Genomic DNA, 14,564 nt, shown 5'->3' with positions numbered 1-14,564 from the left:
CCCCGACGATCATGCGTGAACGCGGCATCGCGTCGACGGCGACGCGCCTCGACACGACGGCGCTCGAGGAGCGCATCGACCGGGCATCGTTGCGGACGTACCGAGCCCGATTGCAGGCGTCGGTTCGGCCGAGCCTCGCCACCGCATTCTGGCCGGCGCTGCTCCTCGTCGCGGCCCTCGTGCTGCTCGCCTTCTGGACGTCGCTGCTCGGCGATGACCTGTTCGCGCCCTCAGACCCGGGCGAGGGCTTCGCGGCGTGGTTCCTGCTCGTCCCGTATCTCGGGTTCGTCCTCGTGTCCGCCGTGCTCGTGGTTCGCGCACTCGTCCGTCGCGCCGGTCGGCGCCAGTACCGCCTCCACCGATTCGCCGAGGCGAACGGCATGACCTACGCACCGGTGCAGCCGGGCCCCGCGTTCCCCGGCATGATCTTCACGCGCGGCGGCACGGAGCTCGCCTACGACGTGGTGTCGCGGGCCGGGAGGCATCCCGTCTCCATCGCCAACCATCACGCGACGACGGGCGAGGGCAAGAGCCGCGAGCAGCACCGGTGGGGCTACGTCGCGATCCGGCTGCCGGCGTCGCTGCCGCACGTCGTGCTCGATGCGAGAGGCAACAACTCGCTCGGTCGCCGGAACCTGCCCGTCGAGTTCGCGCGGAGTCAGCGGCTGCGTCTCGAGGGCGACTTCGACCGGTACTTCGAGCTCTACTGCCCCGACGGGTACGAGACCGATGCGCTCTACCTGTTCACGCCCGAGGTGATGGCCGGATTCATCGACACGGCGGCTGAGCTCGACGTCGAGATCGTCGACGATCACATGTTCCTGTACTCGCGCAAGGATCTGTCGACGCTCGATCCGGAGACGTGGCGCTGGCTGTTCTCCGTCGTCGATGCGCTGACCGAGCAGGTGGCGCGATGGGAGCGCTGGCGCGACGAGCGACTCGGCGCCACTCACGTCACGCAGTCGACCGGCGAGGCTCCGGTGATCCACCGTCCGCCACCCGGCGTCGCCGCACAGGGCCGGCGCCTCACTCCTCGTGTCGAGTGGCTCTGGATCGCAGCCGGGCTACTCGTGTTCCTGATCGGCGTGGCCTCGATCATCGAGGACATCGTCACCTGAGCCCGCCGTCCGCCGGCCCAGTTCGGTCATGGCGGCGCCGATGGTGTGCTCGATCAGCGCCTCGTCGATCGTCTGCAGGCCGGGCAGCAGCGCGCGCATGAGGAGCGGGCCGGTGAGCAGGTCGCTGACCCACTCCACATCGACGGATGCATCGACGGATCCGCGATCGATCGCACGCTGCACGGCACGCGTGGTCGCCGTGCGCCGAGGCCCGAGGAACTCCTCGGAGAAGCGCCGCGCGGCATCGGTTTGGAGCGAGAGGTCGTCGATCAGCCCCGGAAGCCCGCGCACGATGAGCGGATGGTTGAACAGCTCGAGGCGATGCCGCTGGATCATCCGGAGATCGGTCTCGAGATCGCCCGTGTCGATGCCCGGGTCGGTGCCGAAGCGATCGCCGAGCACCGCGATCGCGAGCTCGGCGGTCGTGCGGAAGCGTCGGTACACGGCGGCACGCGTCGTCGCGGCATCCTGAGCCACTCGCCCGATGGTGAGCGCTCGATAGTTCTCGAGCTCGATGATCCGCGCTGCCGCGTCGAGGATCGCCCGATCGATGCTCTCGTGCCGTGGTCGCCCCAACGCCGTTGCCGCCATACGATACATTCTGTACCGTAAGGGTACGAGCCCGCCATCCGACCACGATGGCGGCCTCGCCCGGCCGGGGACACGATCGAGACGGCCACCAGATCCTGATGTTCCCCTTCTCCGCCGGTGAGGTGCCATGCCCGATTCAGCCGTACTCCCCCGCCCGTCGCAGCGTTCCGGCGGCACGACGCGATCGCCGGTGCGCGATCTCCTCGCGCTCACCGAGAACCCCGACGTCATCTCATTCGCCGGCGGCCTGCCCGCCCCCGAGCACTTCGACCTCGACGGACTCCGACGCGCCTTCGACGCGGCGCTGCGGCAACCCGGCGGGCTGCAGTACTCGACGAGCGAAGGCAACCCGGCGCTCCGCGAGTTCATCGCCGACCGCTACACCGCCCAGGGCCTGCCCACGACGCGCGACGAGATCCTCGTGACGACCGGGTCGCAGCAGGCACTCAGCCTCCTGGCGATGTCACTGCTCGACCCGGGCGACACCGTGTTCGTCGAGCGCCCGAGCTACCTCGCCGCACTCCAGGCCTTCACGCTCGCCGGAGCACGGATCGTCGGGGTGCCCACCACCGTCGACGGCATCGACCTCGATGCACTGAACCGGCTGGCCGAGCAGCACCGCCCGAAGCTCATGTACACGGTGCCGACGTTCCAGAACCCCACCGGCACGAGCCTCGACGTCACGACGCGCGAGGCGCTCGCCGCACTCGCCACCGAGCACGGCTTCCGCATCGTCGAAGACGAGCCGTACCGCGAACTGCGCTATTCGGGCGATCCGCTGCCGTATCTCGCCGCCTTCGCGAACGACCACGTCATCACGGTCGGCAGCTTCTCGAAGGTGCTCGCGCCGGGTCTCCGGCTCGGCTGGATCCGGACCCGAGCCGACATCCACTCCACCGTCGTCGTGACGAAGCAGGCCGCCGACCTGCACACTTCGACCGTCGACCAGGCTGCCGCCGCGCACTACCTGACCACCGGCGGCCTCGAGACCGCCCTCGACCGCATCCGCGTCGCCTACGGCCAGCGCCGGGACGCGATGCTCTCGGCCCTGCCGCAGGCGCTTCCGGCCGGGAGCACGTGGAGCACCCCGCACGGCGGGATGTTCGTGTGGGCGACCTTGCCACCCGGCCACGACGCCGCCCACCATCTCACGGCGGCGATCGAGCAGTCGGTGGCCTACGTGCCGGGCGCGCCGTTCTACGCGGAGCGACCCGATCCCGCCACGATGCGGCTCTCGTTCACGACCTACGAACCGGCCACCATCCGCGAGGGACTCGGACGCCTGGAGCGATCGTTCCGCACGGGTTTCATGCCCGCGACGTGATCTGCGCACCGGTCATGGCGCGGCAGCACGAACAGTCCTCCAAAGTGAGGACTGCTCGCTCGAGACGCTTGCGAGTATGACGGGGGTAGTGCGGCTCACCGAGTTCTCGCACGCGCGGACTCGTCCTTCGCAATCACCCAGGCGCGAGCGCAGCGGTTCGAGCTGACGCGCCGGACTCGTGCGGCCATGCGCGAGCGAGACAGCGCAGGGTTCGGAGGTCGAGGTGACGGCGGCACCCTTGTCATCACGAGGGCGCACGATCGATGACGCCCCTCCGGGGAGAGCGCCATGACCGACATCGCGCTGATCGCACCGGTGCGCGCCTACAGGGAAGCACTCGCCGCCACCTTCGCATCGGACTCCGAATTCCGAATCGTCGCGCAGGCCACCTCCTTCGTCGATGCCGTCTCGTCGATCGTGCCGCGGCAACCTCCTGTCGCACTCATCGACTTCGCCGTCGCCGACTTCCTCTGGGTTCTCGGGGCCGTACATCGCGCCGCGCCACGGACGTTGCTGGTGGGAATTGGGATCGAACCGCGCAGGGATCACTCGGAACTCGTCATCCGCGCGGCCGAAGCGGGGCTCACGGGGTTCCTCGACGCGGATCAGCCGATCGAGGACATCGTCGAAGCGGTGCGCCTCGCGCTCAGGGGCGAGTCGTCGTGCAGCCCGCGCATCGCCGCGCTCCTCCTGCACGCACTGCAGCGACATCCTGAGCCGCCGGCCGTCTTCGGCGCGCTGCCCGCCGGCGCAGCCCTCACCCCACGAGAGGCGCTCGTCGCCGACCTCGTCGGTCAGGGGCTCACGAACCGGCAGATCGCCTCTCGACTCGTCGTCGGAGAGTCGACGGTCAAGACGCACGTCCACTCGATCCTGATGAAGCTCGGCGTCGCCCACCGCACCGAGATCTTCGTCGGCGGTGGCGGCCGGGGCGATTCGCGACGGGCCTGACTCCACCGGTCGAGGTGGAGGTCGAGTCCGCACTCGACCTCGGATCTCGACCGCGGTTCCATCGCGGGGGCGGGTGCGGCCGTCCGCATCGCGGGCGACGCTGGGCGCCACATCGGGATCGAGGAGTCGGACGCCGAACGGCGCCCGTGTCGCGACGCTGAGCCGCTGTCCGCGACGGGCTCGCAGCCCCATGAAGGGAGAACAGAGATGGCCGAGGCAACGCAACAACGAACGCTGGACGAGGAGACGCGCGACCTCGTCGATGCCCTGGCGAGAAGCCTCGCTGCCGCACAGGGCAGTACCTCCCAGCGCGACCTCGGTCCCGACACCGCGGCCACCCCCGCCGTACCGGGAGCGACGGCGGTCGGCGAGGATCAGCAGCGCTTCTTCGGCAGCATCCTGCAGAGCATCGTGACGGACGTGATTCCGAAGGTCGCGCCGGTCGTCTTCGGAATGCTCCAGCAGCGCCGACGGGAGCTGGGAATCCCTGAGCAACGCGACGCGGACGCCGTCTCGCGCGACTTCAGCTCGATTCTCGGCGCCCTGCTGCCGAAGCTCCTGGACGCGGTGCCCGGAATCGTCACCGCCCTGCAGGGCCGACCGGCCCCCCGGAGCGTCGAGGAGGAGAACGAGCGGTTCCTGCCGTTCCTGGCTGCCGTGGTCCCCGCCCTCATCTCGGCCGCGCCGTCCATCATCGGACTGTTCAACAGGCAGCGCGGCGCCGACGGGACGCCACCGCCGATCTCCGACCGCGAGGTCTCGGAGCGATTCATCGGGCCGCTGCTCGGCTCGTTCATCCCTCCGTTCCTGCAGGCCGCACCGTCGATCCTGAGTTCGATCTTCGGTGGCGGTCGGGACGTTGGCGCACAAGCCTGGTGAGCCTCGGCGAAACCGGGTTCCACCTCATCGCGGCGGGGGCGGCCATCACCGCAGCCTCCGCCGCTTGCTGGCACATCTCACGAAAGGGATTCTCATGCTCGGGATGAATCGAGCGGTGTTCGCTCGCACACTCCGCCGCGGGAGCAAGGGAGAGGACGTTCGTCGCCTTCAGGAGCTGCTCACCGAGGCCGGCTTCGATCCCGGCCCCGCCGACGGTGACTTCGGGCACCGGACGCACTCCGCCGTGGTGGCGTTCCAGCGCTCGGCGGGCCTCGTCCCCGACGGGGCCGCCGGCCCGCTGACGATCGCCGCGCTGACCGAGGCGGTGCTCGAGTCCGGCGCCCCCTCCGGCCACACACCGACGGGGCTGTCGTTGCACATCGGGCTCAACAACGTCGATCTGGCCGCATACCCGTTCAATGTTCCACCGCTCGCCGGATGCGTCAACGACGCGAACGACATGCGCGATCTGGCCCAGGGCCAGGGCTTCCGGGTTCGCCAACTGCTCGACAGCGCTGCCACGTCGGCCGCGGTGATCGACGGAATCCGGACTGCCGCCCAGCAGCTCACGAGCGGTGACATCTTCCTGATCACGTACTCCGGGCACGGCAGTCAGGTCCCGGATCCAGCCGAACCCGACCTGCGAAGCGAGACCTGGGTCCTGTGGGATCGTCAACTCATCGACGACGAGCTCTACGCGCTGTGGGGGTTGTTCGCACCGGACGTGCGGGTCATCGTGATCTCGGACAGCTGCCACAGCGGCACGGTCACTCGAGAACTCGAGATGCTGACCACGCAGCTGTCGCATGCGACCGAGCAGGTCGTCGTCGCGCGGCGCGCCGTCCTCTCGCCGGCACTCGCGGCTCGGTTCGCGACGACGTTGTCCGAGACGATGGCACCGGTTCTCCAGCAGGCGGGCGATCGCCGGGCCGGAGCATCGCGCGAGCTGGCGGACCTGGTCGTCAGCACGCTCGTCGAGCCGCCGGCGACCAGTCGAGCGACGGGAACCGTCGATCTCCCCCGCCTCCTCGACAGGGGCTACGCGAGCAGGGACCTGCTGCTCCGCGCCGACCTCTACGCCGAAGCCGTGAGCCGTGCTGCCGGCGCACCGCCTCCCCAGTGCAAGGTCCTGCTTATCTCGGGCTGCCAGGACAATCAGACCTCGAGCGACGGGCACCCTGATCCGAGCGGACATCAGAACGGCGCGTTCACCAGGGAACTCAAGCTCAAATGGCCCCTGGCGAGGGACTACGCCGATCTCCACGCCAGGATCCTCGCCGACATGCCGGCCACGCAATCACCCAACCTGTTCTGGGCCACCCCACGGGATCCGGCGTTCGAGGGCCAGAAGCCCCTGACGATCTGAGTGCTCCGGGGACGTCGAGCGGTATCGTCGGAGGGCGTGAGGCACGCGCTCCGAGGGAGGTACGCCCGATGGTCGACGTCGACACGATCGTGATCGGTGCAGGTGTGGCCGGGCTGACCGCCGCGCGCCTGCTGACGAAGGCCGGCTGGCGGGTCGTCGTGCTCGAGGCCCGCGACCGGGTGGGCGGCAGGGTCTGGACCGACCGCCGTGACGGGCACGTCACCGACCTCGGCGCATCGTGGATCCACGGCGTCACCGACAGCCCGGTCGCCGCGGCGACCGAGGCGTTCGGCATGCCGACGGTCGAGTTCACGGTCGGCGGGTACCAGCCCGACAGCCGTCCGATCGCGTACTACGGTCCCGACGGCGGCCGACTCTCAGATGCCGCCGCGCACCGGTTCGCCGAGGACATCCGTGCGGTCGATGCCGCGCTCGTCGAGGCCGTCGCGGCCTCCGACACGGATGCCTCGTACCGCGACGTCACCGAGACGGCACTCGCCGAGCAGGGATGGGACGCCGATCGCACCCAGCGCGTGCGCGAGTTCCTGGAGCACCGGGCGGAGGAGCAGTACGGCGCATGGATCGAGGATCTCGCCGCGCACGGCCTCGACGACGACTCCATCGACGGCGACGAAGTGGTCTTCCCCGACGGCTACGGCCGACTGCCCGAGCACCTCGCCGCGGGGCTCGACCTCCGCCTCGAACACGTCGTCTCGCGAGTGCGATGGTCGACCGACGGTGTCGCCGTCACGACCGGACGCGGCGACTTCACGGCCGGCAACGTCGTGGTGACCGTGCCGGTGGGTGTGCTCCAGTCCGACGACTTCATCATCGAGCCGCCGCTGCCCGAGCCCGTCGCCGGCGCCCTGGGCAGGCTCGCCATGAACGAGTTCGAGAAGGTCTTCCTGCGGTTCCCGACGAAGTTCTGGGACGACGGCGTCTACGCGGTTCGGCAGCAGGGGCCCGAGAGCCGCTGGTGGCACTCCTGGTACGACCTCACCGACCTCCACGGCACGCCCACGCTCCTCACCTTCGCGGCCGGGCCGGCGGCGCGTGCGACCCGGGAGTGGACCGACGAGCAGGTCGTCGAATCCGTTCTCGTGCAACTCCGCAGGCTCTACGGCGAGCGCGTGGAGCAGCCGAGCCACGCGCACGTCACGGCGTGGCAGGACGACCCGTTCGCACGCGGTTCGTACGCGTACATGACGCTCGGCTCGACGACGGCCGATCACGACGAGCTCGCGACACCGGTCGGCGGTGTCCTCCACCTGGCCGGCGAAGCGACCTGGACGGACGACCCGGCGACGGTGCCCGCGGCGCTGTTCTCCGGTCATCGGGCGGCGTCGAGGATCGTGGGCCGCGACATCCCGATCGATGCGGTGTGGGCCGGATGAGTCGCGACGCGCGCTGACGGTCACGTATTGATACGCCCGCGATATGCTCCGGCTCCTAGCATTGCGAGTATGCGTGTGCTGGTGGTTGAAGACGAGCCCTTCATGGCGGAGGCCATTCGCGACGGGTTGCGACTGGAGGCGATCGCAGCTGACATCGCCGGTGACGGGGACACCGCGCTCGAGCTGTTGAGCATCAACGCCTACGACATCGCCGTGCTCGACCGCGACATTCCGGGGCCGTCCGGCGACGAGGTCGCCGAGAGCATCGTCGCCTCCGGCAGCGGCATGCCGATCCTGATGCTCACTGCAGCCGATCGACTGGACGACAAGGCCTCCGGGTTCGGCCTCGGCGCCGACGACTACCTGACCAAGCCGTTCGAGTTGGAGGAGCTCGTGCTCAGGCTTCGAGCGCTCGACCGCAGGCGGGCGCACAGCCGGCCGCCCGTGCGCGAGATCGCCGGGCTGCGCCTGGACCCGTTCCGGCGCGAGGTCTACCGAGACGGCCGGTACGTCGCATTGACCCGCAAGCAGTTCGCGGTACTCGAGGTGCTCGTCGCCGCGGAGGGCGGGGTGATCAGTGCCGAAGAGCTGCTCGAGCGGGCATGGGACGAGAACGCCGACCCGTTCACGAACGCCGTGCGCATCACCGTCTCGGCGCTGCGGAAACGGCTCGGCGAGCCGTGGATCATCGCCACGGTGCCCGGGGTCGGCTATCGCATCGGCCCCGGCGCCGTCGGCGAGGCAGGCCATGGTGAATAGAGCGCCCGGAATGAGCGTTCGGCTGAAGCTCACGCTCAGTTACGCCGGCTTCCTGATGGTGGCGAGCGCCCTGTTGTTGGCCGCGGTATGGCTCTACCTCCTGCGCTACGTGCCCACTCATGCAGTCCAGACGATCGGCGGATTCGTGCCCGGGCAGAACGACCTCATCCGCGCGTTCGGCCCTGTCGTCATCTGGGTGCTGCTGTTCCTCCTGGCCCTCGGGTTGCTGGGCGGCTGGTTCCTCGCCGGCCGCATGCTCGTGCCGCTCGATCGCATCACCGAGGCCACCCGCCGAGCGGCCGACGGGTCGCTCTCGTATCGCATCGATCTGGAGGGCCGGAACGACGAGTTCCGAGAACTCGCCGACAGCTTCGACGCGATGCTCGCACGGCTCGAGGCGCACGTCGCCGAACAGCAGCGGTTCGCAGCGAACGCCTCGCACGAGCTGCGGACCCCGCTCGCGATCACGCAGACGATGCTCGAGGTCGCGCACAGCGATCCGAGCAATGTCGGCCCAGCACTCATCGACCGTCTCAGTGCGGTGAACACCCGAGCCATCGACCTCACCGAGGCGCTGCTCCTGCTCAGCCGTGCCGACCAGCGTTCCTTCACCCGTGAGGTCGTCGACCTCTCGCTCCTCGCCGAGGAGGCCGCGGAGACGCTCCTGCCGATGGCCGAGCGGCGCGGCGTCATCATCGAGACATCCGGGGTTATTGCGCTCACCCTCGGATCGCGCGCGCTCCTGCTGCAGATGACCACGAACCTGCTGCACAACGCCATCGTTCACAACGTGCCCGAACACGGCACCGCATCGCTCACGACCGCTGTCGACGACGGATCGGTCACGTTGACGGTCGAGAACACCGGCGAGCAGCTCCCGCCGGGTCTCGTCGCCACGCTCACCGAGCCGTTCCAGCGCGGCAGCGAACGCATCCGCGGCGACCACGGCGGGGTCGGCCTCGGCCTCGCGATCGTCAAGAGCATCGCTCAGGCGCACGAGGGAACGCTCGCGATCGCGGGCCGCCCCGAGGGCGGGATGCGCGTGACGGTGCAGCTCCCCGCCGCACCGGCCGGCGTCGTCTGACTCGCTGTTCGTCGATCAGGTCGAGCGCGACCGGTTCCGGTTCACACGCGGACGCGTCGCCGCCGAGCCGCCGTGTACACGCGCTCGGCGATCCACAGCACGACGCCGATCGCCAGGAGCGCGATCGCGATTCCGTACTGCCCGGCCGGACGACCGGAGGTCCATGGGAACACCAGGTAGAGGCACGTGATCGCACCGATCACCGGCAGAACCGTGGGCGTGCGGAAGTGCTTGTGGTCGACGGGCTGCCGCCGAAGCACCAGCACGGTCACGTTGACGATCGCGAACACGGTGAGCAGCAGGAGCGAGGTCGTGCCGCCGAGCAGGGCGACGATCGAGCCCTCGGCGTCGAGCGAGACGTAGACGATGAGGCCCGCGGCGAGCGCGCTCGTGAACAGGATCGCCGCCCACGGCGTCTGCCGCTTCGGTGCGACCTTGCCGAGGAACGGGGGCAGCACCTCCTGCCGGCTCATGCCGTAGAGGAGCCGGCTCGCCATCATCATGTTGATCAGCGCGGTGTTGGCGACCGCGAACATCGAGATGAACGGCAACAGGTCGTTGATCGGGAACCCGGGCGCCGCAGCCTCGACCGCCGTCACGAGCGGCGTCTCGCTGCCGACGAGTTCGCCGATCGGCACGAGGGCCACCACCGTGATCGACACCAGCACGTAGATCACCGCCGCGATGCCGAGCCCGCTCAGCATCATCTTCGGGAAGATGCGACTCGGGTCCTTCGTCTCTTCCGCCATGTTGACCGAGTCCTCGAAGCCGACCATGGCGAAGAACGCCAACGACGTCGCCGTACTGACCGCGAGCAGCACGCCCTTGTCTTCCGGCGTCTCGAAGGCCACGACCCGCGACCAGTCGGCATTGCCGCCGGCGATCGCCCACATGCCGATGAGGATGACGAGCAGCAGGCCCGACAGCTCCACGAGGGTCAGGAAGACGTTCAGCCACACGCTCTCGCTCACACCGCGCAGGTTCACCAGCATGATCAGCACGATGAACGCGAGCGCGATGAGCATCGTCGTCACCGTGGCATCCGGAATTCCGAATGCGACGAGCAGGTTCGCGGCGAACGCGCGCGAGGCCGTCGACGCCGAGGTGATTCCCGAGGTCATCACGATGAAGCACACGATGAACGTGAAGAAGTGGATGCCGAACGCCTTGTGCGTGTAGAGCGCCGCGCCGGCGGCCTGCGGGTACTTCGTGACGAGCTCGAGGTATGAGAAGGCCGTCACGGTCGCCACCGCGAACGCGAGCAGGAAGGGCAGCCAGGCTGCACCGCCGACCTCAGCGGCGACCTGGCCTGTGAGCGCGTAGATGCCCGTGCCGAGGATGTCCCCGACGATGAACAGGAGCAGCAGCCCGGGGCCGAGCACCCGTTTGAGTTGCGGCTCCTCCGGCTCGACGGCCTTGACGACTTGCGTCCAGGACGGGTCATCGTTCATGTCGCACCCCTTCCCCCGAACACAGCCGACCACATCCTGCCCTCCAGCTCAACCCCTGCGCGCGCCGCTCGCCGTGCGGCGACGCACGAGCGGGAGGATCGCCGCGGCGACGAGCGCGATCGCCGCGACGAGAGCGGCGGCGGCGAATCCGCCGCCTGAGACCGCAGCGATCGTCCCGAGGATGGCGATGCCGAGCCCGCCGCCGAGCGCGAAGCCGACCTCCTGGATCGCGCCGACCTGGCCGGCGTCGTCGTCGGTCGTCGCGTCGAACAGCGCGGTCGCCGCAAGCGTTCCAGCGATGCCGAATCCGAGGCCGACGCACACAAGTGGCACCGCGACGAGCTCCGGGTCCATGACGAGCCATCCCATGCCGGCGGCCTGCAGGAGCAGCGCGACGACAGTGAGGGTCTGTGCGCGCATCCAGCGAAGCGCGATCGGGGCGACCACGCCGCCGATCGCGATCGCCGCCGCCTGGGGCAGGATCGCGAGTCCGGCCTCCGCGGCGCTTTGGCCCCTCGTGTCCTGCAGATGCAGGCTCACGAGCAGGACGGACCCGGACGCCACGCCACTGGCGATGAGCACTCGAACGATGGCGGGGCTGAACCCCTGCAGCCCGAACAGTCGCATATCGATGAGCGGTTCGCTCAACCGTCGTTGCCTGGCGATGAAGAAGACGAGACTCACGACGGCGATCGCACCGGCCACCGCGGCGGACACCGGCGCCGCGAGCGCCTCGTGCAGCGCGAATGTGAGGGCGCCGAGTGCGACGATCGAGGAGACGATGCTCGGGATGTCCCAGGACTGGGGTCGGGAACTGCGTGAGTCGGGGACCCACCAGAACGCGAGAACCCCGGCGAGCACCGCGAGCGGCACGCTGCCCAGCAGCAGCCAGCGCCACCCCGGTCCGTCCGAGAGCAGCCCTCCCAGGACGGGACCGAGTGCGCTTCCGACGCCGAACGTCGCCGTCCACAGGCCGTACGCCAGCACGCGCTCCCTGGCCTGGTAGTTGGCGCCGATGGTGGCGACCACTCCGGCGACGACGAACGCTTCGGCGACACCGAGCAGCCCGCGGATGACGATGAGCAGGGTCCCGCTGTCCGCGAGGCCTCCGACGGCGTTGAGCACCGCGAATCCCGCGAGACCGATGATGACGATCCGCTTGCGACCGAATGCGTCGCCGATCCGCGCGGCGACGATGAGGGTTGCGGCCAACGAGAGCGAGTAGATGTCGACGAACCAGAGTCCCTCGGTGTCGGTGAAGGTCAGGTCGGCACGTATTCGGGGAAGAGCGGTGGAGACGCTGCTGATCGCGAGCGCCCCGATGAAGATTCCGAGGAGCAGTGGGACCATCGCGAGCCAGAGGCGGAGGGTCGAGCGCGATTCGATGATGGCGGTGGGTGAAGTCACATCACGAGTCTGTAAAGTACAACCAAGAGGTGCAAGTACCGACAGATTTGTCACGTACTTACCTATTGGATACTGTCACTGCCGACAGGAGGGAGCTCTCCATGAGGGAGAAGACGGAACGGATCGTCCGCGAGTGGTCCGATTCGTGTGACGCCGAGGTGTCGATCGCCGTGCTCGGCGGAGCCTGGAAGCCGAGCATCCTCACCCTCCTCGGCGAGCACGAGGTGCTGCGGTTCGGGGAACTCGGCCGGCTCCTTCAGGATCCGACGTCGCGCGTGCTCACCCGCCAGCTGCGCGAGCTCGAAGAAGACGGCCTCATCACGCGCACGGTGTACCGACAGGTGCCGCCGAAGGTCGAGTACCGGCTGAGCGAACTCGGAGTCAGCGCAACGCCGCTGCTCGGAGAGTTGACTCGCTGGGGCACGCAGTACGCAGAACAGCAGCGCTCGTCGACCGACCGGGTTTCGAGCCCATCGGGCTGACGGGAGTACCGGGGCAGAACCCGCAACCTGACCGGGCTTCACCGCCAGGCGATCCCGCAGATCGCGGTGTTGACCGGGTAGAAGACGCTGCCACGCAGCACCCGCTCGAACATCGAGGTGCGCTCGAACCCGGCACCTTCGATGACCGCGCCGGTGTCGCGATGCAGATCGCATCCCTCGAACGTCCACGCCCACGGCCCGCGCAGTGCGCGCTGCACCCGGGATCGCGCGCTCCGCGGTGGCGCTGCGACGTGTTCGACGAAACGGAACCTCCCCCCGGGCCGGAGCACACGCCGCACTTCTCTTACCACGGCGTCGGGGTCGGGCACGGTGCACAGCACGAGGGAGCAGATCACTTCATCGACCGATGCGTCGGCGAGAGGCATCCGTTCTGCGTAGTCGGCGATGAGTCGGAGCTCGACTCCGGCTCGCTCGCAACGAGTCGCGAGGGCAGCGTGCATGCGGGTGTTGGGTTCGACAGCGACGAGCAGTGCTCCCGAGGGCAGATACTTCAGGTTCGAACCGACGCCGGGGCCGAGTTCGACCACGGTCGTCGCCTCGAGGCTCCCGAACGCCGCCTGTTTGAGAGGCTCGGTCACGCGGTTGACATAGGTGTCGAGCGTTGCGAAGAACCAGGCGTTGAAGCGTCCGCGCACGAAGTGATCGAACGGCTGGGCATGCACGTGCGTGATGGGGCGACTGCTCATCTCTCTCACCTCACAGGACGCCATGGGCAGTCGCCCATGCCGCAGCCGCCGCGCGGGAACTGACGCCCAGCTTGATGCGGACATTCGCCACATGCCGGTGCACCGTATGCGGACTGAGCACCAGCTCCCGTGCGATCTCCGAGTCGGTCATTCCACGAGCGATCAAGGCGACCACCTCGCGTTCCCTTCCCGTCAGTTCCACCTGCGGAGCCGGAGACAGGTTCTTCCGTTCCGAAGAAGTGCCGTTGAGGAAGGCGACCACTTCGTTCGCCATCTGCACTCGATCCCCGCGCCACGGGAAGTGGTTCGCGCCGTCGACCGCGACGAACTCCGCATCGGGAATGGCAGCGGCGAGATCTTGGCCGAGCTCGAAGCGAATCGCCCGGTCGTCGCGGCGGTGCAGCACCAGAGTCGGCACCGTGATGCCGGCGAGATCGCTGGTGCAGTCGAACGCGTACAGAGCGCGCAGGGATGCCGCGGCCTGCTCCGGAGTGGCGCACCGACGCTGGAACTCGGCGAACTCGGCTCGCTCCCGAGCCGACGCATCGGGGACGAAGACGTCTGCGAGCACACGGGAACCGAGCCCCCAATGCGTCTGCACCGCGGCGATGAGCGTGTCGCGCACTGCCGGCGGCGAGATGTCGGCGCCGCGGGCGTAACCGCCGCACAGCACGAGCTTGTCGACACGGTCGGGGTGGCGCGCGGCGAACACCGCGGCGGTGCTGCATCCCGACGACCCGGCGAGCAGCGCGAAGTGGTCGAGTTCGAGCGCATCGACGAGGCCCGCCAGCACGCGGTACTCCTCTTCGAGGGTCGCAGGCGGCGCACCGGCACCGCCGGACAGCCCGGTGCCGGGCCAGTCGTAGCGGATGATGGTGCGGTGCAGACCGAGGCGCTCGATGTAGTCCCGGAACCCGGCGTCAGCCCAGTTGAGCCGGAGATGGCTGCACCACCAGCCGGTCACCACGAGTGGCGGACCGTCGCCCGTTGCCGCCCAGGCGACGGGAGCGCCGTCGAACTCGGCGTAGTGCACGAGAAGGTCTTCGGTCAT

The 14,564-nt window shown here is 69.0% G+C and carries 14 protein-coding genes; 9 read left to right on the top strand and 5 right to left on the bottom strand.

The genetic code is table 11. The features are described 5' to 3' along the window. Positions 1-11 precede the first annotated feature (11 nt). The gene (locus ACFCVM_RS19460; protein WP_375838387.1) at positions 12-1,118 is read left to right on the top strand and encodes a hypothetical protein; all 1,107 of its coding nucleotides are present in this window, start codon (positions 12-14) and stop codon (positions 1,116-1,118) included. On the opposite strand, the gene ACFCVM_RS19455 is transcribed toward ACFCVM_RS19460, so the two are convergent. Beyond that, entirely contained in the window at positions 1,065-1,709 is a 645-nt protein-coding gene (locus ACFCVM_RS19455) for a TetR/AcrR family transcriptional regulator (protein ID WP_375838386.1), read from the bottom strand. The two genes, ACFCVM_RS19460 and ACFCVM_RS19455, sit on opposite strands and share 54 nt — an antisense overlap. A gap of 127 nt (positions 1,710-1,836) precedes the next feature. Between ACFCVM_RS19455 and ACFCVM_RS19450 the strand changes: the two genes are divergently transcribed. The 7 genes from ACFCVM_RS19450 (at position 1,837) to ACFCVM_RS19420 (ending at position 9,466) form a co-directional block, all read left to right on the top strand. Further along, positions 1,837-3,033 carry a PLP-dependent aminotransferase family protein gene (locus tag ACFCVM_RS19450; RefSeq protein ID WP_375838385.1) on the top strand — a complete coding sequence of 399 codons (1,197 nt, stop codon included), beginning with the start codon at positions 1,837-1,839 and terminating at the stop codon, positions 3,031-3,033. A 288-nt stretch (positions 3,034-3,321) separates the two neighbouring features. After that, the gene (locus ACFCVM_RS19445) at positions 3,322-3,984 is read left to right on the top strand and encodes a LuxR C-terminal-related transcriptional regulator (RefSeq protein ID WP_375838384.1); all 663 of its coding nucleotides are present in this window, start codon (positions 3,322-3,324) and stop codon (positions 3,982-3,984) included. A gap of 207 nt (positions 3,985-4,191) precedes the next feature. After that, the gene (locus tag ACFCVM_RS19440; RefSeq protein WP_375838383.1) at positions 4,192-4,863 is read left to right on the top strand and encodes a hypothetical protein; all 672 of its coding nucleotides are present in this window, start codon (positions 4,192-4,194) and stop codon (positions 4,861-4,863) included. A gap of 94 nt (positions 4,864-4,957) precedes the next feature. Continuing rightward, complete coding sequence (locus tag ACFCVM_RS19435; RefSeq protein WP_375838412.1) at positions 4,958-6,229, top strand: caspase family protein; 1,272 nt, start codon at positions 4,958-4,960, stop codon at positions 6,227-6,229. Positions 6,230-6,297: 68 nt separating this feature from the next. After that, a complete protein-coding gene (locus tag ACFCVM_RS19430) occupies positions 6,298-7,623 on the top strand; it encodes a flavin monoamine oxidase family protein (RefSeq protein ID WP_375838382.1) in 1,326 nt (441 codons plus the stop codon). Positions 7,624-7,692: 69 nt separating this feature from the next. Continuing rightward, the gene (locus ACFCVM_RS19425) at positions 7,693-8,382 is read left to right on the top strand and encodes a response regulator transcription factor (RefSeq protein ID WP_375838381.1); all 690 of its coding nucleotides are present in this window, start codon (positions 7,693-7,695) and stop codon (positions 8,380-8,382) included. Positions 8,383-8,392: 10 nt separating this feature from the next. Then, positions 8,393-9,466, top strand: a complete 1,074-nt coding sequence (locus ACFCVM_RS19420; RefSeq protein ID WP_375838380.1) for a sensor histidine kinase — start codon at positions 8,393-8,395, stop codon at positions 9,464-9,466. Between the two features lie 41 nt (positions 9,467-9,507). On the opposite strand, the gene ACFCVM_RS19415 is transcribed toward ACFCVM_RS19420, so the two are convergent. Both ACFCVM_RS19415 and ACFCVM_RS19410 read right to left on the bottom strand, forming a co-directional pair. Continuing rightward, positions 9,508-10,917 carry an APC family permease gene (locus tag ACFCVM_RS19415; protein ID WP_375838379.1) on the bottom strand — a complete coding sequence of 470 codons (1,410 nt, stop codon included), beginning with the start codon at positions 10,915-10,917 and terminating at the stop codon, positions 9,508-9,510. A 48-nt stretch (positions 10,918-10,965) separates the two neighbouring features. Beyond that, positions 10,966-12,324: an MFS transporter gene (locus ACFCVM_RS19410; protein ID WP_375838378.1), complete on the bottom strand. Its 1,359-nt coding sequence runs from the start codon at positions 12,322-12,324 to the stop codon at positions 10,966-10,968. A gap of 101 nt (positions 12,325-12,425) precedes the next feature. Here ACFCVM_RS19410 and ACFCVM_RS19405 point away from each other — a divergent pair, with 101 nt between their 5' ends. Further along, on the top strand, positions 12,426-12,806 hold the full coding sequence (locus ACFCVM_RS19405) for a winged helix-turn-helix transcriptional regulator (protein WP_375838377.1): 381 nt from the start codon (positions 12,426-12,428) through the stop codon (positions 12,804-12,806). A 38-nt stretch (positions 12,807-12,844) separates the two neighbouring features. Here ACFCVM_RS19405 and ACFCVM_RS19400 read toward each other — a convergent pair whose 3' ends face one another. Beyond that, positions 12,845-13,513 (bottom strand): class I SAM-dependent methyltransferase, encoded by a 669-nt coding sequence (locus tag ACFCVM_RS19400; protein WP_375838376.1) that lies wholly within the window; start codon positions 13,511-13,513, stop codon positions 12,845-12,847. A 10-nt stretch (positions 13,514-13,523) separates the two neighbouring features. After that, positions 13,524-14,564, bottom strand: a complete 1,041-nt coding sequence (locus tag ACFCVM_RS19395; RefSeq protein ID WP_375838375.1) for an alpha/beta fold hydrolase — start codon at positions 14,562-14,564, stop codon at positions 13,524-13,526.

Source organism: Agromyces sp. NPDC056389, assembly GCF_042262385.1.
Classification (GTDB): Bacteria; Actinomycetota; Actinomycetes; order Actinomycetales; family Microbacteriaceae; genus Agromyces.
This window is presented reverse-complemented; position numbering and strand designations above follow the sequence as displayed.